Source organism: uncultured Lacinutrix sp. (genome assembly GCF_947500325.1).
Lineage (GTDB): Bacteria > Bacteroidota > Bacteroidia > Flavobacteriales > Flavobacteriaceae > Lacinutrix.
Genome location: NZ_CANMRQ010000024.1, coordinates 23,958 through 45,822, shown reverse-complemented (window position 1 = coordinate 45,822; position 21,865 = coordinate 23,958). Strand labels below are relative to the sequence as shown.

The following is a 21,865-nucleotide window of genomic DNA, read 5'->3' as shown; positions in this document are numbered from 1 at the left end:
TCATTCTGTACTTGATGCGGAATCCATTTTTGGTTAGTTTCGTTTCTTTTTATTAGGAGATTCCTGCGTTCGCAGGAATTCGTATTCACGTTCTACTTTACATATTTTTACATTGTACCATTTGTACCAGTCTTTTATTCCTTTTTGTTGTGCCAATACATGATCTGTTTGTTGTTTCCAATTTTTAATGTCTTCAAGCGTTTTCCAATAACTCACAGTAATGCCAATATCACTCCTTGCAGAATCAATACCTAAAAAACCGTCTTGTTGTTTTGCCAAGGTTTCCATTAATTCTGCCATTTGGTTATAGCCGTTGTCTCCTTCTGTTCTTATAGAAGTGAAGATAACAGCGTAGTATGGTATAAAGTTTTCTTTCATGATTAATAATTTATGCGCTTTTATCCTGTTTATCAATTTGCTTAATAAAAAACGATGGGTAAATGCCTGTTTTTTTATAAAATGCTTTAGAGAACGATTCGCTATTTTTAAAACCAACCTGTTCTGCAATGGCTTTTATGGTATAACTTCTTATCGTTTTATTAGTTTTTAATGTCGCGATGCAATAGTCTATTCTTAAGTCTGTAAGATAGGCGTTAAAGTTTTTTTGCATATAATGGTTTATAACCTTAGATAAGTAGCTAGAATTTGTATTTAATGTTTTAGCTAAGTTGCTAAGTGTAATAGTATTGTCTAGATAGCTGTTTTTGTTTTCAAATACTTCTAATTGTTTTAATATAGCTTCAATAACATCTTGAGAAACCCCTTTTAATGGGTTTTTAGGTGTAATTATTAGGTCTTCTTTTTCCTCAATTTCACTATTAGTACTAATAAGATTACTAAAACGTTTTTTGTAAAGGTTTTTCTTGTAATAAAATCGTATAGTAAAAGCTAAGAGCGATAATAAGCCAGCAATTAAACTAATAAGATATAATCTCGATTTTGTTGTTTTACGTTCTAGGTCATTAATGATGCTCTGCTTTTCTGCTAATAATCTTGGTCTATCGTATTCTTTAATAATGGTTTCGTTGAGTTCTTTTCTATTAGCATCTAGAATGCTATCTACATGTAATAAGCGATTTACATATTTTAATTGATTATTAACATCCTTTTGTTTAGCATAATATTTAACAAAATACTCTTGTATAGCTCTTGCTTCAGGAAGTATTTGTTCTGGATGTGCATTATAAATAGAATCTGCTTTTTTAAAGAAATAAAGAGCGTTGGCATTATGGTTTAGTTTATTATAAATTTCACCCTTATAATAATTTGTATTTAATTTATGGATAGCCATTACGTCAGATTTTTCACCTTTTTTAATACTATCTAATGCCGCTATAAAATTATTTTTAAAATATAAGATATAGCCACTTTGTTTTGTGAATTTTGAAGGCCAATAATTATCTTTTCTTTTAATACTCTCTTTGAATCCTTTTCTATTATAGAATAAAGCAGAATCTAGTTGCTTCAGTTGAATATGGCAATCTGACAATTTTGATAATGTCAGTAAATAGTTATATCGATTGAAATAAACATTATCATTTTTAATTAGGTAATTTAATTGAGATTTAAAGTGTAGTATAGCATCGTTATAGTTTCCCCAAAACATTTTAATTTCTCCAATACCATCATTTATATAAAACAAGTGTTGTGTATTGTTATTTTTTATTGCATAATCTTTACTTATTAGGTAGTTCTCTATAGATTTTTTATAGTCAAATAAGATATAATAAGTTATCCCTTTAACCATATATCCATAACCTGGATAAATATGATTGTTTTTAAAATATTTAGTATGTGAAATAATGCTGTCAGCATAAGCTATTTGTAATAATTCATTATCAGTAGTTCCAATGAATTGGGAATAACCATTAGCTATCCGTATAGTGTCATTTTCATTTTTAGCTTTATGTAAATATATTTTAGTAAAAAAAAACTGTTTTATAGAATCTCCTTTTTCTCCATAGATATTATACTGTTTATAAAGCTCTTTATAAGTCTTACTCTTTAAAGAATCTGGAATAAAATACTTTTTTTGCGATTGAGAAAAGCACTTTGTGGTCAACAAAAACACAATAGAAAACAGAAAAAATGTTGTAGTTAGTTTCATGTTATTCGCTTTTATCTTGTTTATCAATTTGCTTAATAAAAAACGATGGGTAAATGCCTGTTTTTTTATAAAATGCTTTAGAGAACGATTCGCTATTTTTAAAACCAACTTGTTCTGCAATGGCTTTTATGGTATAACTTCTTATGGTTTTATTGGTTTTTAATGTCGCGATGCAATAATCTATTCTTAAGTCTGTAAGATAGGCGTTAAAGTTTTTTTGTTTGTAATGGTTTATAATCTTGGATAAGTAGCTAGAATTAGTATTTAATGCTTTGGCTAGATTACCAAGTGTAATACTATTATCTAGATAGTTGTTTTCGTTTTCAAATACTTCTAATTGTTTTAATATAGCTTCAATAACATCTTGAGAAACCCCTTGTAATGGGTTTTTAGGTGTAATTATTAGATCTTCTTTTTTCTCAATTTCACTATTAGTACTAATAAAATTTCTAAAACGTTTTTTGTAAAGGTTTTTTTTGTAATAAAATCGTATAGTAAAACCTAAGAGTACAAACAAGCCAGTAATTAAACTAATAATGTATAGTCTCAATCTTGTTTTTTTACGTTCTAGGCTATTAATAATGTTTTGCTTTTCTGCTAATAACTTTGGTCTATCGTATTCTTTAATAATGGTTTCGTTGAGCTCTTTTTTATATGAATCTACAATACTATCCACATGTAATAAACGCTCTACGTAAACTAATTGACTATCAACCTCTTTTTGTTTGGCATAATACTTTACAAAATATTCTTGTACGTCTCTTACTTCTGGAATTATTTCTTCTGGATGTGCACTATATATAGAATCTGCTTTTTTAAAGTAATAAAGAGCTTTAGTGCTGTCTTTTAGTTTATTATAAATTTTGCCTTTGTAATAAGCTGTATTAATAAATTCATTAGCTCTTTCATCAGATACTTTTCCTTTATTAATGCTGTCTAAAGCATTTTTAAAATTATTATTATAATAAGCGATATATCCTGCCTGCTTAGCAAACGAATATTTCCATAAATCATTTTTATTTAGTGTACTATTTTCATATCCTTTTTTAGTATAAAATAAAGCAGAATCTAATTGTTTGAGTTGAATATGACAATTTGCTAATTTATGTATTAGAGTATTGTAATTTTGTCGATTTGTATATGTGTTATCATTTTTGATTAAATAATTTAATTGGGATTTAAAATGTAATAAAGCTTCATTATAGTTTCCCCAAAATAACTTGATGTCTCCTATGCCTTCAGTTATATAAGAAAGATGCTCTCCATTATTATTATTTATTGCGTAGTCTTGGGCAATTAAATAATTTTCTAAAGCTTTATTATAGTAAGATAAATTATAATAGCTTATTCCTTTAACCATATAACCGTAACCTGGGTAATAATAATTATTTAAACTATTAGTAAGTGTAATAATACTATCCGCATATATTATACTTGTTTTATGATTACTTAATTGCACATGTTGAGAGAATCCATGAGCTATTCTTATAGTATCATTTTCATTTTTTGCTTTATGTAAATACATTTTAGCATAAAAAAGTCGTCTTATAGAATCTCCTTTTTCTGCTGATATATTATTTTGCTTATATAGTTCTTTGTAAGTCTTATCTTTTAAAGAATCTGGTATAGCATACGTTTTTTGTGCTTGCGAATATCCTTTTAAATTAAAGAGAACCACTATTAAAATGCTACAAAAATTAAGTAAGCTATTGCGAAATTGGGGTTTAAAGGTCATTAAGTAGATTTAAATAAAAAGAAGAGAGTCTAAATATAGTTTTTTTTATAACCGTTACCTTCATTTATTATTACAGAAATGAAGATAACGGCTTATTATTTTATAATTTTATTTACTAATAGGTATGGTGAACACCATTGTTTTTTCGGTACTATTGTCTTCAAAATCTGTTAAAATAAATTTTAAAAACACACGGCTTGTTACCACTTTTGCAGGATGCTCATTTATGTCTTTTATACCATTAATAGTTGTTGCTAAATCTTTATTGCAATGCTCTAAAGCAGCAGTTTTTAATTCTTCTATTGCTACAGGAATAAATTGTTGCCATTCGTCTTCTGTATACCTTAGCGTTTCAAACCTTGAACTGTTTATTTTTTTAATTGGTTTCCAGTCCGAATAGTAGTGTTGCCATTCGGTTAAATCACAACGCTTATGTTCATCTATAATAGACACGCTGTTTTCAAAACGCTGTAAAATTTTCACACTTTTGTATTTGTTATTTTTTAAAGTAATTCTTTTTACGCCTGGTGTGTATTCTTTATGTACACCTAAAGCTAATGTGTCTTTTTCTACAAAGCTTAATAAATTATCGTCATCGTAAATTGCTAGATTTTTAATAAGAATATCTACCTCTGGAAACTTTATATTAATAATTTTTGCTTCTTTTTTAGACGATAAATACCCGTTAAATACATAACCAATGTTGTTGTTGTATTCATTTAGTTTCACCTTAGTCCATTCTCCTGATACTTTTTTACCTTCGTCTATAACCACTAGTTTAATGTTAGTATTTTCTAAAACTTCTACACCTTCGTTATACAAAAGTTTACCAATTTTTGAAGCATTAACATCTGGTTGTTCTCTAATGGTTAAACCACTATCTGCAGTGACATATGCGTAATCTTGTCCGTAACTAAAAGCTACTAATAATAATAAAATTGCTGTAATAAAATGTTTTGTCGTTTTCATAATTTCTATGTTTTTATGATACTATATATTTAAATAATATATGGTACGAATTAATAAATACGGTTTTACCTTTTATTGTTATTAAGCTTCTGTAATAAAACGGCCTCTTTTTTTACAGCAGTTTAAATTAATAACTGGCATTAAACATTTTTGGTTGGTTTTTGTTTTAATTAACTCATTCTACATTTTGATGTTATCAATGTTGTTTTTCGTCAGTTCGAGTGATTTTTGATAAAAAACCATAAAATTCACTCGAATTGACAACATTTTGTCAAAAGGCAGAATAATTTTCATTATTCTTGTGTGAGATCCCTGTTTTCACAGGGATTCGGTTATTTTTCTACAGTTACCCATTGTCCTTTGGTTCTTACTAAAAACTCATTGTCGTACATGGCTTCTGCTTGTACTCCTGGTAAATAATAAGTGCCTAAATACGATGCATTTAACATGACATTAAATGTTTTGGTACTATATTTTCCTTTTCTAGGTAAATCGAAATAAAAGTTAACGCGATCATCACGAATATCTGTAAATCGTGCTTGACTAGTTGTATTACTGCCATAGGCTGTAAAACGGGTATTTACAATTTCCCACCCAGAAGGGAAGATTTGAGTTAATGCCACATCATTTACCTGTTCGTTTTTAAGGTTAGAGACAGTAACTGTGGCTACAAAATCTTGCCCTTGTTGTAAGCTGCTAATGTCTATAGTGTTTCCTTTTAAGTCTTTGTAAACAACACTTGTACTTAAGCCTCTTTGTTCTGTTAACTCATTACCTAATGGTAATTTTCCAGAGCTTAGTACCCGAATGTAAACCACATTGTCTTGGTTGTTTTTAAGTTGTAATTGGTTGCTGCCATCTTTAATATTAAGTGTTCTTTGTGCTATAGCACTTTTGGTATCTATCGTTTCTGTTTTACCATTAATAGTATAATTTAACTTAAGCGATTTACCACCATTAGCTTCAACCATTTTTGCCATAGATAATAAACTATAAGCTGTAGTTTGTGTACTCATCCAGCGATTGCTAGACAAGTCTTTAGCTAGCGTTTTTGCCAACTCATGCATTCTACTATCTTTTGTTAACACCATAGTTTCTAAAGCCATGGCACGATTTCTATCTATAGAACCATAGGTATAATAATTATACTTTTGAGGTTTAAAATTAATATTCGCTGTTTTAGAAATAGCATTACTAGCTTCTTTTTGTCCTGCTAAAGCATAAGCTGCAGCTAAACGCCATTTAGCTTCGTTAGATATTTCACTAAATTCTTTTAGCCTGTTCATAGCTCCTAAATCTGGGCTTCCAGCTAATGCAAGTGTATATAATCTATAGGCTTGTGCTAAATCACTATTATAGTTCTTATAACTTGGTCTCCAGTTTCTTGCTGCTTCTTTTTGGTATTTAATCCAATTGCTTTTAAAAGTTAGTGGTAAAACAAACCCTTGTTTTTCGGCAGCGATTAAAAAATGCCCGGCATAACTTGTGCCCCAATCATTAGCTGTGTTTTCTCCCATCCAATAAGACATTCCGCCATTTGGTCTTTGGAAGTTTCCTAAGCGTTTAATTCCGTTTTCAATATTAGATTGTATTTCCTGTTTCTTTTTAAATGGTAAATCGAAAATATCGTTTAAGTATAATTGAGGAAAAACACTAGATGTTGTTTGCTCTACACAACCATGTGGATATTGTACTAAATATTGTAATCGTCTTGAAAAATCCATTGGTGGCATTGTTGACAACTCAACAGTTGCAGTATTAGAACCATAAACACCAAACGTGTCGAAGTTAATAGTTGCTGTTGAAGATTTCTCCAAAGTATTATCAATACTTTTGGATGTTATAGGATTTGGATTCACGACATCTAACTCCACTTTGTATGTTGATTTTTCACCATGTCCAGTAGCAATAACTTCTACAGTATTAATACCATTAGCTTTACTAACATCTAGTTCAAAATAAGCCATTTGTTCATCTGGCTTTGCGAATGATAAGCTTTTAGATTGGTCTCCAACTACAGAAATGCCATTACTAAGTTTTAATTGTAGTTTTACATTTTTTACCTTAGGTTCCATGGCGAAAACTGTAACAGGTAAGGTTACTTTTTCACCAGGGCTTAATTTTCTTGGTAGCGTAGCTAAAACCATCAATGGTTTTTTTACTTCTACAGATTTATCTGTACTACCATACGCTTCGGTTTTTGTATTTCCGGCTACAACCATTGTTCTTACTGCACCAATATAATTTGGCATTTTAATAGTGTGCGATTGTCTTCCGCCAGCATCCATTTTAAAAGGTCCTAAAACTTTTACTACAGGTTTAAACCTATTGGCTTTTTTGTTTTTCCCTCCAGCAGCGCTTCCATCTCCACCAATAGCAAAAATTTGATCTATACTGCCGCTATAGGCACCAACAACATCATCAAAAATGTCCCAAGTTTTAACACCTAAAGCTTCACGAGCATAAAAAGCAGACCAAGCATTTGGAGTTTTAAAACGTGTTAAGTCTAATAAACCTTCTTCTACCATGGCAATAGTGTAGGTCATTGCTTTTTTATTTTTTTCTGAAACAATAACTGTAAATTCCTGTTCAGGACGCAATACACTTGGCATTCTTATTTCTGGTTCTAATTTAGTGTTTGGGTCTTCAACCAATAACGGAATCACACCGTATAAACGTAATGGTAAATCGTTAGCTGTTGTAGCATGTGGTTGTAATAGAGATATATTAACAAACACATTAGGCGCCATGGCTTTTGTGATAGGAATATCTACAATAGTTTCTCCAGCTTTCGTTTTTAACCATTTATGCTCTATAACTTCTGTGCCATTTTCTATAGAAATAAGTGCGCGACCTTCTGTTCCCGATGGGAATGTGATTTTAGCTGTTTCTCCAACATTATAATTTTCTTTATCTGCTGAGAATACTAACATTTTAGCAGCTTCTTTATCTCCGCTAGGTTGCTTTTTCCACCAGTTTTTATAGAAATAGGCTGTACGACCAGTGGCATGCCCACTTTTAGGATCGTAAACACGAATTAAATAACGTCCGCCTTCTGCTTCAGGTACTTTAATATTGAAACTCGCTTTACCTTTAGAGTTTGTATTGACCTTAGTATTTATAAACGGTTTATGATATGAGCTTGAGGTGTATTTTGATAAATCATCATAAGAAGAATTCCACCACCAGCGCCATTCAACTTTATATACCTTTACTTCTAAACCATTACGTTGTATAGGTTTCCCTTGATCGTCTACAACAACCAAATCAAAACTTTGATTTTCATCTGTATAAAACGAACCGTATGCTCTTCCTTTAGGTGAACGTAAGCCAACAAAAGACTTGTATGGTGCGTATGGTTTAGTAAATGCGTCCATTGAAAAATCGCCGCCATTTTCGAAAGCACGTACTAAAAATTGTACGTTAAGCATGCCTGGTGCATTTTGGCCAACACTTAATTTATTATTTATTTCTGTAAAACCATCCTCATTTACATTGCCTTCAAAAACCGTGATTTCATCTCCAGAAAAAGAGCGAGAAGGATCTCTAAATACATATTGTTTATAGTTTTTAAATGGCTGAGACGCATTTCTAAATTTCGCTTTAATCTCTGTTTTTACACTTTTAGCTGGGGCGCCGTGTAGCCAATTAACATTTAGCGTACCATTTAATGGCGCAGCTCCAGAAAGAATTTCATTTTTAAAATCTACCTTAATTTTTAATCGGTTAGGTTTTACAGTTTCTACTTTTAGGCCTTTATAAAAGGTAGCGCCACCAACACTTACTTTAGCATTCCAATTACCTGTTTTATTTTCTGTAGATGTAGGTACAGTAAAGGTGTAAAATCCATTAACATGATCACTAGTAATTTTTTTGTAAGCTAATTTCCCATTAGGATCTGTAACTTCCATTTTTACTGGATGTCCTTCAGGTAGTTTATTACCATTATCGTCTAAAATAAAACTAAGATGTAATGAGTCTCCTGGTCTCCAAACACCACGTTCTCCATATATATAACCTTTTAAACCGCGTTGTAATTTATTTCCTGAGACATCAAACTTACTAAGAGATAAAGCATTACCATCTTTTAATTTTATATAGGTTTTATTATTGCCTTTGCTAACGATAGCAAATGCAGCTCTTCTATTGGTTTTTATAGTTGCTAAACCTTCGCTATCTGTATTTTGACTAGTAATTTCCTGTTGCTGATAGTTGTACAATGTGATTTTTGCAGCAGATTCTACATTGGTGTTTATAATATTTGTTACTGCAAAATAATAAGAATTATTCGCTCCTTTTTTTGCTATAACACCTATGTTAGAAGCTAATAAATTTTGAGACACTTCCTTGTTTTGATTGTAATACGCATCATGACAAGGGTTTTTGCGTTCCCTCCAATTATAGTTGTAATCTCTGTATCTATAGGTTACATTGTCCCAGTATTCTTCTTCACGTAAATCTTCATTTTCAGTAGTACTGTCATTATAATCATCGTAATAGTAATCTTCTTCGTAATACTCATCTTCATAGTACTCGTCATTATCTTCGGAGTTTGTAATACTTCTATTTACAGTACAATCGTATAAAGAATAACTCTTTTTAAAGCTTAATTCTACTCTATAAATAGCACCTGGATCTGCAGTGAAGAATTTAGATAAGTCTACACTATAGGTTTTCCATTTTCCTGTATTTTCTATACCATCGGCAACTAATGTGATTGTTTGTTTTGCAATACGACGCCCAACTTGACGAATACTATTTTCATTGCCACCGCTTAGCTCATTATCTTGTAAAAACTGAAGGACATTGTCTTCGTAAATTTTAATCACTTTTACATTTACAGCTTTTAAATTAACAGCTTCAAAATTAAATTTAAGCTCTTGAGAATTTGGTAGAATAGTACCACTATTAACTAAACGTACTTGAGGTTTGAGAGCTTCAAAAGAAATAGTTTCAGAAAATGGTTTTTTTAGTTTATAACCATCTGTGTTTTTAATGCCTTGAAAAACATCTACCTGAACGTTACCATCTATTTTAGTATCCGGATAGGCTTTTAAAATATTACCATCTACAATATATTTTGGGTTTTTAGTATTCTGAATGGTTACTAATCCGTCAAAATTTTGTTGCTTTTTTATTGGGTCTGAAAAATTAATTAAAAGATATTGCTCTGGATATTGAACCACATCTATTCTAGTTATGGTAAAGTTGTTTTTACCCGGAATTGATACAGTATTTTCACCTGCATTTTCAGCATTAATTGCTTTACCATTCCATTTTACTAAAATTTCTGAATCTTCAACCTTTCTATTAATACTATCGATTTTAAATTCGAATATTTTTGAAGGTTGTGTGTTTTCATTCCATATAATATTAAGTTTTTTACCAGCTTGAGAGGCTGCCACTAATTGTTTCGCTTTGTCTAAAGAAATGTTATCTGCAGATTTAACAGTACCTAATACATATTGCCATTCTTTACTATAAGATTGTAAGTCGTTAGTAACTATATTAAAATTAGGAGTAATAGTTTTAAACTGAAATGTGTAATTTGAAAATTCTGAAGGCAAATCTGGATATATTTTATTCAATTTTACTGTAACAGAATATTCAGTATCCGAATCTAATGGCTCGTTTGGGGTAAAAACTAAAGCATGTTTATTAGCGACTTTTAAAGTCCCTGAAACATTAGGAGATATAGATACAATATTATCTGAGATTTCATTATCAATTTCCCAGCCTTCAACCTCTTTTGCTAAACTTATTTGAATGCTGCTTGCAGTAGATACACGACCAGAGGTAGTATAACTAATATAGTCTCTAAACTTAAACAGGTTGTCTGTTTCAGTTTCTTTTTTCTTACAAGACTGAGCCAAAAAGATACAGAGTATCAAGGCAAAAATTGATTTTAATTGCATAGGATTTATTGGTTTAAAACGTGAATTATAGTAAAAGAAAAATCGGAAGGAATATTCTTGTTAATATAATTACGCTAGAATGTTTATGTTTAGTCTTTAGTTGGTTGTTATGTTTTTGTTAAAATTTATTTAGAGTAGATTCCAATAACTAATTCGCCTTTGTCATTCATACTAGCGCGATACATTCCAGCAGTATTGAAATTCATTTCTATATTCCCGTATTTATCTATTGCTATAATACCTCCATTACCACCTAAATTGGGTACTTTTTTCTGGATTACTTCATTGGCAGCTGCTTCTAGCGATAGGCCTTTATATTCTATTAAAGCAGAAATATCATGTGCTACTGTTGCGCGAATAAAGTATTCTCCCCAACCAGTTCCAGAAACTGCACAAGTTGCATTATTTGCATAATTTCCAGCTCCAATAATTGGTACATCTCCAACTCTTCCATAGCGTTTATTGGTCATGCCTCCAGTTGAAGTCCCAGCAACTAAGTTGCCGTTTTTGTCTAAAGCAACACAGCCAACAGTGCCAAACTTACTGTCTTTTATATCTGCATCGTAAAACGCCGATTCAGAATCGATTTCTTTTTCTTTTTGCATTTCTTTGGCTTTTACACGTTTAAGTGATTGCATTCTTTTTTCGGTAGAAAAATATTCTGGTGAAACAATTTCTAAACCTTGTTCTATAGCAAATGTTTCAGCTCCATTTCCAGCCATCATAACATGAGGTGAATTTTCCATTATTTTTCTAGCTAAATTAATTGGATTCTTTACCGTTTTTGTTCCAGCGGAAGCACCAGCATTTAAATTACTACCATCCATAATTGAAGCGTCTAATTCGTTAGTTTCGGCATTTGTAAATACAGCACCTTTTCCAGCGTTAAACAAAGGTGAGTCTTCTAAAACATTAATAGTTTTTTCAACTGCATCAAGACTAGTTCCGCCATTTTTAAGGATAGTATAGCCTACTGTTATCGCCTCTTCTAATTTAGCTTTGTACTCGGCTTCTTTCTCATCTGTCATATTCTTTTTTAAGATAGTACCTGCACCACCATGAATAACTATGGCAAAATCATTAACCTTTTTTTGTTTAGGATGTTCTCTTGTAATATTTTCTGCGTTATCGTCTGGATTCGGGACTAATTCACCACAACTAAATGCTATTAAAATGATGATAAAAAGAGAGAGTAGTTTTTTCATTTTTTAGAATTATTTTCAGTTGCATTAAAGTTACTATTTTTAAGAAAGTTAAGTCTCAAAAAACGCACATTTATTAGTATATTCGCATCAAAATTTAATAATTCGTAAAAACAGAACAATTATGGGAGCAGTTTTAGCTGATTTCGGAATAAAAGAAGCACTTGAGCAATTAGGTGTTAAAGATATAAATGATGGAACATCAACAGGTTCTAACAATTTTGGAAGTGGAGAATTAATCGCTTCATATTCACCTACAGATGGTTCTTTAATTGGTAAAGTATCTACTACTACAAGAGAAGATTACGATAAGGTAATGGATTCTGCTACTGCAGCTTTCAAAACTTTTAGAGCGATGCCAGCACCACAAAGAGGAGAAATTGTACGTCAATTTGGAAATAAACTAAGAGAACTAAAAGAACCTTTAGGTAAATTAGTGTCTTACGAAATGGGTAAGTCTTTACAAGAAGGTTACGGTGAGGTTCAAGAAATGATAGATATTTGTGATTTTGCTGTAGGTTTATCAAGACAGTTAAATGGACAAACAATTCCATCTGAACGTCCAGGACATGTTATGAGAGAACAATGGCACTCAATTGGTGTTGTTGGTATTATTTCAGCATTTAACTTTCCTGTTGCTGTTTGGGCTTGGAATACTGCTTTAGCATGGGTTTGCGGTGATACTTGTGTATGGAAAGCTTCTGAAAAAGCACCTATTTGTGCAGTTGCTTGTCAAAATATTATTGCTGAGGTATTAAAAGAAAATAACTTACCAGAAGGTATTTCTTGTATTATTAATGGAGATTATAAAGTGGGCGAAATGCTAACTACAGATCACAGAATTCCATTAGTGTCTGCAACAGGTTCTACAAGAATGGGACGTATTGTTGGAGCAACGGTTGCTGAGCGTTTTGGTAAATCGTTATTAGAATTAGGAGGAAACAACGCTATTATTATTACGCCTACTGCAGATTTAAAAGTAGTAGTTCCTGGTGCTGTATTTGGTGCTGTTGGTACATGTGGTCAACGTTGTACATCTACACGTCGTTTAATTATACACGATTCTGTATATGATAAAGTAAGAGATGCAATTGTTGGTGCTTATGGGCAATTAACAATAGGTAATCCTTTAGATGAAAAAAATCATATTGGACCATTAATTGATAAAGATGCTGTAAACACATATTTAGCAGCTATTGAGAAAGCAAAAGCCGAAGGTGGGAATGTATTAGTTGAAGGTGGTGTATTAGAAGGTGAAGGATACGAATCTGGATGTTATGTAAAACCAGCGATTATTGAAGCTGAAAATAGTTTTGAGATTGTACAATCTGAAACTTTTGCTCCTATTTTATATTTAATGAAATATTCAGGAGATGTTGAAAATGCAATCGATATGCAAAATGGTGTAGCACAAGGTTTATCTTCTGCAATTATGACTAACGAAATGAAGGAAGCTGAAAAATTCTTGTCTTTTGCTGGATCTGATTGTGGTATTGCTAATGTAAATATTGGAACATCTGGTGCAGAGATTGGTGGTGCTTTTGGAGGAGAAAAAGAAACTGGTGGAGGACGTGAGTCTGGATCTGATGCATGGAAAGTATATATGAGAAGACAAACAAATACTGTAAATTATTCAGATGAATTGCCTTTAGCTCAAGGAATTAAATTTGATTTATAGACATAAAATAATTTAGTATAAAAAAAGCCACATCGAAAGATGTGGCTTTTTTTGTTTAATTTGAGTTTAATCGCCGATTTTGTTGTGTTTGTCGAATTTTAACGTTTGGAAAATAGTTTTTATTTCTTAAAGTGTTAAAACTTTGTCAAAAATTTAATAACTTGATAGTCACTAACATATAAATCAACATTACAATGAGTAAAAAAACCGGTTATTTATTGGGTATTTTGCTAACCATTATTATTGGTACGCTATTGTATTGGTTTTTATGCTGTAAGCCCTGCTTAGAGGCTAAACAAGCAGCAATAGAAGCCGCAGCGATAGAGGCAGCAAAACCCGAAGTAAAAGCAGCAACCAAAAATGCCTTTTCTATTATAGATACGAAAAGTAGTATCAGGTTTAATTCTAATGACAACTTTAACTTTAAAGCGTCAGATTTTTCCATTCTTGAACCAGTTTCAAGTGATTTAACAAACAAAATCGAAAGATTATCAACTTATTTAAAAGATAATCCAGGAAAAACAGTTGATATAACTGGACATTATACCAGCGGCGAAAAAAATAATACAGTTTTCCCTAATCTAGGATTAGCAAGGGCAAACTCAGTTAAAAATTATTTTGTTTCACATGGGATGTCTTCTAAAGACATTAATACATTTGGTAAATTAAATGATGATTTGGTTCCGGATGAGAATTATATTTATTATGGTCCAGCAACTTATAAAATAGGAACAATAGATCCAGATGATACTAGCGCAGCGGATGCGTTAAAGCAGTTAGGGGAAGAGATAAAAGCAGATCCTTTAGTGCTCTATTTTGATAGTGGAGCGGCATCAATAAGTCTTACAGCTAATCAGCGTGAAAAGGTAGCAAAAATGGTACGTTATGTAGATAAAGTAGATACCTCTATAAGTGTTATAGGACATACTGATAATACAGGTAATAGAGATGCTAACATAAAACTAGGTAAAAACAGAGCCGAATTTGTTAAAACGTATTTAGTGCAAAACGGGATCTCTGCAAATAAAATAAGCACCTCTTCTAAAGGACCAGATAAGCCTATTGCTGATAATAATACGGATGAAGGTAAAGCAAAAAACAGAAGAGTAGTCGTAACAATTAACTAACAAAAATTAAAATAAAAAATTATGAATTTATTAGCAATAAGTGGAATGCCTTGCTGGTTAATCCCAATATTAGTAGGACTTATAAGTGCAATATTAGGTTATCTTTTAGGACGATTATTAGGAGGTGGAAACGACTCATCTGATGACATAGATGTAGATGTTTATAAAAATAGAATTTCAAAATTAGAAGCCGATTTAGAAGCGTGTAAAGCGAGTAAAAAATCAACATTTAATGGCGGTAATTCTTCTGGAAGTGCAGTCTCTAGTTTTGCTGCTGGTGCAGCATCTGGAAGTGCGGCTACAGTCGCCTTTGATGCAGCTGGAGCTAAAGCAGCATTTGGTAAAAAAATAAAGCAAGATGATTTAACAGTTGTTGAAGGTATAGGTCCAAAAATTAAAGAGTTATTTCACAATCATGATGTAACTACTTGGTCTGGATTAGCAGATTGTTCTGTAGATAAATGTCAAGAAGTGTTAAATAGTGGTGGTAAACGTTTTGAAATTCATAAACCAGGAACGTGGCCAGAACAAGCTAGATTAGCAGCAGAAGGTAAATGGCAAGAACTTAAAGATTGGCAAGATAAATTAGATGGCGGTAGATAATAATCCCCATATTTATTAATAACAAAAACCGTTTCATTACTGAAACGGTTTTTTTGTATATAAATCTTAGGTCAATGCCAAAATTTTATCGGGAGAGCTAAGATTTAAAGAGTTGATTAATAGCACGGTAAATATATATTTTAAATAGATTGGTATAGATTTAAAATGTATAATTGGTAGGTTTATATGTATAATTGGTAAGTTTTTTTAGCTGTATTTCATTTTTCTTAAAATTCTAATAGATTCTTTGTAGTGAATATAGATCTCTCTGTTATAGGATTTTAGAAAAGATTTGGATTCATTTAGTTTATCTATTGCTTCATGAAATCCATTTAAATAACAAATAAGGTAAGTAGCTGGTAAATTTTGAAGATCTTTATTTTCATATTGGTTTAATGCGTTGCCTTTTTTAAGTTTTTCTAATAAAGCATTATTTGCATTGTAAATATGATGTAAAACCTTTTTATCGAATTCTGGAGGTTGAAATATTAAAGTAGTATCAATAGTATAATTAGCATTGTCATTAAACTTAATTAATGTTTCTTCTAATGGGTAATATTTATAACTGTTTTGAAGCCCTAAAGAAACATACTCTATAATTTTAAAAGTATTATTATCAAAAGAAATAGAGACTTCATCCATGGCTGAGTAAAATAAACGTACCTGTTCATTAATGAGTTCTATATCTACGCGAGATAAAAAAGTTTCGTTTTTTACTTCTTTTTTATGCCCAGCCCAACAAACAACAAAGTATTCTTTAAAAACTTTATATTGTGGATTGTAGTCTTTTCGTTTGTTCATGAAATCGAAAACACCATCAAGTGTATATTCAATATTGTTATGCGAATGACTTTCTATAGCTTCAACAATTTTAGAATTAACGTCTTTTATGTCGCTTTTAAATACTTTAGGCATACTCATACTGCCGTCTCTAAAAAAGACTGCTCCACCATAGTATTTCCATATATTTTTACGAAGTGAGGTTAGGCCTTCGTTTGCACGAATAGTAACTAGACCTACAACTTTATCATCTGGTAAATGTGGAAAAGGAATGTTTTCATATTGCACAATTGGAGGATTGGTGAGGTAAGCATTAATTAGGTTTTGAATTTTAGAATCGTCAAAAAAATCGACACCAATAATCTTATTGTCTTCATCTTCAACACCAATAACAATAAAAGAATTGTTTTTAGGATTGCTATTAGAAAGCGCACAAATGTGTTTTAAAAACTTTGCCTTACCTTCTTTTTGGCCAATATCAATTTTTCGCTTTTTGTCATAAAAACTGTTCTCGTCGTTATGTGCAAGTAAGTTTTTAATAAGTAGGCGTTTATTAATCATTTTATTGATGTCGTTTCAGCAATTATAACTCCAAAATTACCTTCTAATTGTTTCCAATTTTTTGATGGTAAGTAGGTTTTTGATACAAACCCATCTAAATATAATGCATTTTTGCATCCTTTATTTTTAAAATAAGAAGCAAAGTCATAAAAATTTATTTTCTTTTTCGACATCGCAAATAGTAAGTCTCCATTTGGAAGTATACCCACACCATTTCTTATGTTTAAGTTTAAAGAGCCTTTATTAAATTTTGGATGCAATTTGTTATTAATAACTAACATTGGTCCAGATTGAGTTGCATAATTAATAGTATTGTCTATTATAAAATTGCTAGTAGTAGAAATAGATGGAATACCCTTTTTAGATAAAGAAAAAATGCCATTTGGCTGTAAATAAAAATTGCCATAACCTTTTTGTATGGTATCTAGTGTTGTTATAATGTTTCCATTTTCAATATATAAACCTTGAGGAGAAAAATCTTTTTTAAACATACCTCCATTCACAGCAAAGATTAACTTCTGTTCTTTTTTTTCTAATTCTATTTTAAGATTTTTAAAGGTTTTTATAATGGAATCCTCTTTATTTTTCCAATAGAATTTTAAGTTTTTATTTTTTGGATTTAGAGTATAACTTAAAATTATAGAATCGTTAAAATCTGTTTTTAAGTTATTGACTAAAACAGGTGTTGTTTTGGCTTTCTTATCTGTTTTACAAGACAATAGAATCAGAACTAATATGAAGACTGTTTTTTTAATCATAACAATTCTATTTCTCGTTTTAAATTGTCTCTCGCCTGAATTTCATATTTATCTCTAAAGGTTTCAGTGAAATATAAAGTCTCTCTTTCTAAAAAATGTAATAACACTTTTTTTCTACCAGGATTATATAGAATATTTGGGTAGATTTTATATTCCTTTCTAATGTTCTGAATGTATTTTTCGTAGGTTTTCCATTCGGTTCCAAGAATGGATAAATCTAAATCTAAAAGATAGGCGTTATCATTATTTTCTTCTAAAATTAACTGGTGCTTTTTTGTTGAAATAATTAATTTCTCAACGATTTCTATTCGTTTTTCAGTGAAATTGAATGATTTTAACCGTTTTTTAGCAAAAAGAGCGCTTTTTTCTTCATTATCTTTTTTTGAAGATTTATAAATAATATCATGGTACCAAATAGCAAACTTAAAAGCATCCAAATTGTTAATTTCAGCTTTAAAATCTCCAGCTTGCAATAGCATATTATAAATGTGCGTTAGATTATGATAGTGTTTGGTTTTAGATGTGTAGTTGGTTTTTATTTCATTCCAAAGTGCTTCAGCTAAGTTATCGTTACAATAAGTTAAAGCTAAATTATTCCACTCCTTTTTTAACCAGTCGATCATATTTGTTTTTTCACAATTGTAGAACTAGCTTGTGCAGTACAAAACATTAAAACATCTGCAATATTAACATGTGCTGGCCTTGAAATAGCAAAATAAATAACATCTGCAACATCTTGGGGTTGTAGCGCTTTGTATCCTTTGTAAACATTATCGGCTAGGGTTTCTCCTTTAAAACGCACTTGTGAAAACTCTGTTTCTACTAAACCCGGATTTATAGCAGCGACTTTTATTCCAAATGGATTAAGGTCAATACGCATGCCTTCAGTGACAGCAAGAACAGCATGCTTACTAGCGCAATACACATTGCCTTTTGGGTATACTTCTTTTCCTGCTGAAGAACCAATATTTATAATATGTCCAGATGTTCTTTCTGTCATTTGTGGGATTACTGCTTTACTAACATATAACAACCCTTTAACGTTAATATCCATCATAGCATCCCAATCGTCAATATTGCCTTCATGTATAGGGTCTAAACCATGAGCATTTCCAGCATTATTAATTAAAATATCTATTTGCTTAAAATCTTTAGGTAAAGAATTAATGGCTTTAAAAACAGCATCTTTATCGCGAACATCAAAGTTTAAAGTATGAACTTCTGTGAGTTTTTGTAATGCTTCTTGTACTGTATCTAAACGCTCTTGGCGTCTGCCACAAATAATTAATTTTATACCATGTTTCGCAAATTCGTGAGCTGTAGCTCTACCTATTCCACTTGTTGCTCCTGTAATTAGAGCTACTTTTTTGTTGTTCATTCTGTTCTTTTTAAGGTACTTTATGGCCTTGACAGGCTACTAATATTAAAAACCAATCTTCTAAATCTAATTCAATATCCACAGCTTTGGCCGCATTTTTTATTCTATCTGGATTTGTAGTACCAATTACTGGGTGAATATTTGCTGGGTGTTTTAAAATCCAAGCTAGTAATAATTGATCTTCTGTAGCTTTATATTTATCTATTAATTCACCTAATTGTTTATGTATTCTTCGTGTTTGTTCATTGTCTTCTCTAAATACACTTCCTAAAGGAGACCAAGACATGGCGTTAATATTATTAACTGTCATATAATCTAAAGTGCCATCATGCATAGCAGAATGTTGTGTTAAAGAAAATTCAATTTGATTTGCAGAAATGTTAGCATGCTTCGAAACTAATTCCATTTGAGAAGGAGTGAAGTTAGACACTCCAAAACGTTTTACTTTTCCTTCTTTTTGTAAGGTTTCAAAGGCATCAGCAATAATTTCTCCTTCCATTAAAGGGCTTGGTCTATGTAGTAGAAATAAGTCTAAGTAATCTGTTTTTAAGTTTTTTAACGAGGTTTCGGCAGAAGAAATAATGTATTCTTTACTATAATCATAATGTTTTACTTTATTGTAAGCACGTGCTTCGCCAAGATATTGAATACCACATTTAGAAATTAATTCGATACTACTTCTATCTATTTTACTTTCAACAAGCGCCTTGCCAAAATCATTTTCTGTTGAGTAGTCACCATAAATATCGGCATGATCAAAAGTCGTTATATTATTATCTATGCAATGATGCATACGTTTTATCATTTCGGTTTTAGAGAGTTTATTTCCCCAAATGCCCCAGGTCATTGTGCCAGCAATAATTTTGGAATACTTTCTTTTACTCATTGAAAATTTGTGTTTCCTTCCCGCGAAAACGGAAATCTTTTTTATTGAATAAATTTTAAACTTTAAAAATACCAAACAATTTGTGATGTAGGGCTTTTAATACTGTAATTTTTAACCAATTATTAACACGATAGCATAAAAAAAAGTAACAATTTGCAAATCTTAATTTCCGATATTATATTCGGCTCCTAAAAAATTAATTAAAGATGGAAGAAACTAGCACAATTGATATTAAATCAATTAATGAAAAAATTGAAAAGGAAAGTGCTTTTGTTGATTTATTGACATACGAAATGAATAAAGTAATCGTTGGTCAAAAACATATGATAGAACGTTTACTAATAGGTCTTTTAGGTCGTGGACATATTTTACTTGAAGGTGTTCCTGGTTTGGCAAAAACACTAGCTATAAATACGTTGTCTAAAGCAGTAGATGGTAGTTTTAGTCGTATTCAATTTACTCCAGATTTACTACCTGCAGATGTCGTTGGGACATTAATTTTTAATATGAAAGAGAATGATTTCTCTATTAAAAAAGGACCAATTTTCGCCAACTTTGTGTTAGCAGATGAAATAAACCGTGCACCAGCAAAAGTGCAATCTGCTTTACTTGAAGCAATGCAAGAAAAGCAAGTGACTATTGGTGATGAAACATTTATACTAGACAAACCATTTTTAGTAATGGCAACGCAAAACCCAGTTGAGCAAGAAGGAACATATCCTTTACCAGAAGCGCAAGTGGATCGTTTTATGTTAAAAACAGTAATAGATTACCCTAAACAAGATGAGGAGCAATTAATTATGAGAGCTAATTTAAAAGGCTCATGGGATAAGGTTAATCCTGTTGTTACTGTGGCTCAAATAATAAAGGCTCAAGAAGTTGTTCGTGAAGTTTACATGGATGAGAAAATTGAAAAATATATACTTGATATTATTTTTGCAACACGTTATCCAGAAAAATATAAATTAGGAGATTTAAAACCATTAATTTCTTTTGGAGCGTCACCTCGTGGAAGTATTAATCTTGCAACTGCTGCTAAATGTTATGCATTTATTAAGCGTCGTGGTTACGTTATTCCAGAAGATGTTCGCGCTGTGGTTCATGATGTATTACGTCATAGAATAGGTATTACATACGAAGCTGAAGCTGAAAATGTTACTAGTGAAGATATTATTAATAAGATTGTAAACGAAATTGAAGTACCATAGACGTTAACAATAATTAGTTTTCAGTAGACTTGCTTGAAGGCCGATTGGTTATAATTGTTAATATGAAGACTGCACACTGCATACCTAAAAAATGGATACTAAAGAATTACTAAAAAAAGTACGTAAAATCGAGATTAAGACAAGACGATTGTCTGATCATATTTTTGGAGGTGAATACCATTCGACTTTCAAAGGCCGTGGTATGACTTTTTCTGAGGTTCGCCAGTATCAATTTGGTGATGATGTTAGAAATATAGATTGGAACGTAACCGCTAGAACAAATCAACCACATATTAAAGTTTTTGAAGAAGAACGAGAATTAATAATGATGTTGATGGTTGATATTTCGGGGTCTGAATTATTTGGTACAGATCAACAATTCAAAAATGAAATTGTTACCGAGATTTCTGCAACGTTAGCTTTTTCTGCAACTCAAAATAATGATAAGATTGGACTGATTTTGTTTACAGATGAGGTAGAATTGTTTATTCCTCCAAAAAAAGGCCGTTCTCATGTATTAAGAATCATTCGTGAATTAATAGAGTTTGAACCAAAAAGTAGAGGTACAAATGTTGCTGAAGCTTTAAAATTCATGCGTAATGTTATGAAGAAAAAAGCTATTGTTTTTGTATTGAGTGATTTTATTGCTGATAATTATAGTCAAACGCTAAAAATTGCTGCCGGAAAACACGATGTTACTGGTATTCGCGTCTATGATAAAAGTGAAGAGGCGATTCCTAATTTAGGAATGGTACAAATGCAAGATGAAGAATCTGGAGAACTTATGTTAGTAAATACATCGTCTAAAAAAGTAAGACAAAACTATAGTAAGTTTTATCATGAAAAAGTGGCTTATTATAAAGATAGCTTTGCTAAAGCAGGAGCCGGAACTATAGATTGTCGTGTAGATGAAAGCTATGTAAAAAAGCTTTTAGGATATTTTAAAAGAAGAGGATAA

16 protein-coding genes are annotated in these 21,865 nt (G+C 31.2%); 5 read left to right on the top strand and 11 right to left on the bottom strand.

Annotated features, from left to right (window positions below):
- Positions 1 to 33 precede the first annotated feature (33 nt).
- The 6 genes from Q0997_RS18075 to Q0997_RS18050 all read right to left on the bottom strand — a co-directional run bounded on the left by Q0997_RS18075 (position 34) and on the right by Q0997_RS18050 (position 11,931).
- Positions 34 to 378 (bottom strand): antibiotic biosynthesis monooxygenase, encoded by a 345-nt coding sequence (locus Q0997_RS18075; RefSeq protein WP_299891519.1) that lies wholly within the window; start codon positions 376 to 378, stop codon positions 34 to 36.
- A 10-nt stretch (positions 379 to 388) separates the two neighbouring features.
- Positions 389 to 2,107 (bottom strand): helix-turn-helix domain-containing protein, encoded by a 1,719-nt coding sequence (locus Q0997_RS18070; protein WP_299891517.1) that lies wholly within the window; start codon positions 2,105 to 2,107, stop codon positions 389 to 391.
- A gap of 1 nt (position 2,108) precedes the next feature.
- On the bottom strand, positions 2,109 to 3,842 hold the full coding sequence (locus Q0997_RS18065; RefSeq protein WP_299891514.1) for a helix-turn-helix domain-containing protein: 1,734 nt from the start codon (positions 3,840 to 3,842) through the stop codon (positions 2,109 to 2,111).
- A gap of 108 nt (positions 3,843 to 3,950) precedes the next feature.
- Positions 3,951 to 4,811, bottom strand: a complete 861-nt coding sequence (locus Q0997_RS18060; protein WP_299891511.1) for an SH3 domain-containing protein — start codon at positions 4,809 to 4,811, stop codon at positions 3,951 to 3,953.
- A gap of 332 nt (positions 4,812 to 5,143) precedes the next feature.
- Positions 5,144 to 10,726 (bottom strand): MG2 domain-containing protein, encoded by a 5,583-nt coding sequence (locus Q0997_RS18055; RefSeq protein WP_299891508.1) that lies wholly within the window; start codon positions 10,724 to 10,726, stop codon positions 5,144 to 5,146.
- A 125-nt stretch (positions 10,727 to 10,851) separates the two neighbouring features.
- Positions 10,852 to 11,931, bottom strand: coding sequence for an isoaspartyl peptidase/L-asparaginase family protein (locus Q0997_RS18050; protein ID WP_299891505.1), 1,080 nt, complete (start codon positions 11,929 to 11,931; stop codon positions 10,852 to 10,854).
- A gap of 121 nt (positions 11,932 to 12,052) precedes the next feature.
- Between Q0997_RS18050 and Q0997_RS18045 the strand changes: the two genes are divergently transcribed.
- The 3 genes from Q0997_RS18045 (at position 12,053) to Q0997_RS18035 (ending at position 15,336) form a co-directional block, all read left to right on the top strand.
- Positions 12,053 to 13,606, top strand: a complete 1,554-nt coding sequence (locus tag Q0997_RS18045; RefSeq protein WP_299891503.1) for an aldehyde dehydrogenase family protein — start codon at positions 12,053 to 12,055, stop codon at positions 13,604 to 13,606.
- Positions 13,607 to 13,800: 194 nt separating this feature from the next.
- Positions 13,801 to 14,733: an OmpA family protein gene (locus Q0997_RS18040; protein ID WP_299891501.1), complete on the top strand. Its 933-nt coding sequence runs from the start codon at positions 13,801 to 13,803 to the stop codon at positions 14,731 to 14,733.
- Between the two features lie 21 nt (positions 14,734 to 14,754).
- Complete coding sequence (locus Q0997_RS18035) at positions 14,755 to 15,336, top strand: hypothetical protein (protein ID WP_299891498.1); 582 nt, start codon at positions 14,755 to 14,757, stop codon at positions 15,334 to 15,336.
- A gap of 207 nt (positions 15,337 to 15,543) precedes the next feature.
- Here Q0997_RS18035 and Q0997_RS18030 read toward each other — a convergent pair whose 3' ends face one another.
- Genes Q0997_RS18030 through Q0997_RS18010 form a run of 5 tightly spaced genes read right to left on the bottom strand, consistent with a single transcriptional unit; the run spans position 15,544 to position 19,699 of the window.
- Entirely contained in the window at positions 15,544 to 16,677 is a 1,134-nt protein-coding gene (locus tag Q0997_RS18030) for an ATP-binding protein (protein WP_299891495.1), read from the bottom strand.
- Positions 16,674 to 17,435 carry a phosphodiester glycosidase family protein gene (locus Q0997_RS18025; protein WP_299891493.1) on the bottom strand — a complete coding sequence of 254 codons (762 nt, stop codon included), beginning with the start codon at positions 17,433 to 17,435 and terminating at the stop codon, positions 16,674 to 16,676. The genes Q0997_RS18030 and Q0997_RS18025 overlap by 4 nt, the downstream gene beginning before the upstream one ends.
- Positions 17,432 to 18,058, bottom strand: coding sequence for a hypothetical protein (locus Q0997_RS18020; protein ID WP_299891490.1), 627 nt, complete (start codon positions 18,056 to 18,058; stop codon positions 17,432 to 17,434). Before Q0997_RS18020 ends, Q0997_RS18025 begins: the two co-directional genes overlap by 4 nt.
- The gene (locus Q0997_RS18015; RefSeq protein WP_299891488.1) at positions 18,055 to 18,813 is read right to left on the bottom strand and encodes an SDR family NAD(P)-dependent oxidoreductase; all 759 of its coding nucleotides are present in this window, start codon (positions 18,811 to 18,813) and stop codon (positions 18,055 to 18,057) included. Before Q0997_RS18015 ends, Q0997_RS18020 begins: the two co-directional genes overlap by 4 nt.
- A 10-nt stretch (positions 18,814 to 18,823) precedes the next feature.
- Entirely contained in the window at positions 18,824 to 19,699 is an 876-nt protein-coding gene (locus Q0997_RS18010; RefSeq protein ID WP_299891485.1) for an aldo/keto reductase family oxidoreductase, read from the bottom strand.
- A 206-nt stretch (positions 19,700 to 19,905) separates the two neighbouring features.
- Here Q0997_RS18010 and Q0997_RS18005 point away from each other — a divergent pair, with 206 nt between their 5' ends.
- Positions 19,906 to 20,907 carry a MoxR family ATPase gene (locus tag Q0997_RS18005; RefSeq protein ID WP_299891482.1) on the top strand — a complete coding sequence of 334 codons (1,002 nt, stop codon included), beginning with the start codon at positions 19,906 to 19,908 and terminating at the stop codon, positions 20,905 to 20,907.
- A 91-nt stretch (positions 20,908 to 20,998) separates the two neighbouring features.
- Complete coding sequence (locus Q0997_RS18000) at positions 20,999 to 21,865, top strand: DUF58 domain-containing protein (protein WP_299891479.1); 867 nt, start codon at positions 20,999 to 21,001, stop codon at positions 21,863 to 21,865.

Bases quoted from the DNA above. Each gene is read 5' to 3' on its own strand.
- Q0997_RS18075 (WP_299891519.1), bottom strand. From the start codon at position 378: ATGAAAGAAAACTTTATACCATACTACGCTGTTATCTTCACTTCTATA.
- Q0997_RS18070 (WP_299891517.1), bottom strand. From the start codon at position 2,107: ATGAAACTAACTACAACATTTTTTCTGTTTTCTATTGTGTTTTTGTTG.
- Q0997_RS18065 (WP_299891514.1), bottom strand. From the start codon at position 3,842: ATGACCTTTAAACCCCAATTTCGCAATAGCTTACTTAATTTTTGTAGC.
- Q0997_RS18060 (WP_299891511.1), bottom strand. From the start codon at position 4,811: ATGAAAACGACAAAACATTTTATTACAGCAATTTTATTATTATTAGTA.
- Q0997_RS18055 (WP_299891508.1), bottom strand. From the start codon at position 10,726: ATGCAATTAAAATCAATTTTTGCCTTGATACTCTGTATCTTTTTGGCT.
- Q0997_RS18050 (WP_299891505.1), bottom strand. From the start codon at position 11,931: ATGAAAAAACTACTCTCTCTTTTTATCATCATTTTAATAGCATTTAGT.
- Q0997_RS18045 (WP_299891503.1), top strand. From the start codon at position 12,053: ATGGGAGCAGTTTTAGCTGATTTCGGAATAAAAGAAGCACTTGAGCAA.
- Q0997_RS18040 (WP_299891501.1), top strand. From the start codon at position 13,801: ATGAGTAAAAAAACCGGTTATTTATTGGGTATTTTGCTAACCATTATT.
- Q0997_RS18035 (WP_299891498.1), top strand. From the start codon at position 14,755: ATGAATTTATTAGCAATAAGTGGAATGCCTTGCTGGTTAATCCCAATA.
- Q0997_RS18030 (WP_299891495.1), bottom strand. From the start codon at position 16,677: ATGATTAATAAACGCCTACTTATTAAAAACTTACTTGCACATAACGAC.
- Q0997_RS18025 (WP_299891493.1), bottom strand. From the start codon at position 17,435: ATGATTAAAAAAACAGTCTTCATATTAGTTCTGATTCTATTGTCTTGT.
- Q0997_RS18020 (WP_299891490.1), bottom strand. From the start codon at position 18,058: ATGATCGACTGGTTAAAAAAGGAGTGGAATAATTTAGCTTTAACTTAT.
- Q0997_RS18015 (WP_299891488.1), bottom strand. From the start codon at position 18,813: ATGAACAACAAAAAAGTAGCTCTAATTACAGGAGCAACAAGTGGAATA.
- Q0997_RS18010 (WP_299891485.1), bottom strand. From the start codon at position 19,699: ATGAGTAAAAGAAAGTATTCCAAAATTATTGCTGGCACAATGACCTGG.
- Q0997_RS18005 (WP_299891482.1), top strand. From the start codon at position 19,906: ATGGAAGAAACTAGCACAATTGATATTAAATCAATTAATGAAAAAATT.
- Q0997_RS18000 (WP_299891479.1), top strand. From the start codon at position 20,999: ATGGATACTAAAGAATTACTAAAAAAAGTACGTAAAATCGAGATTAAG.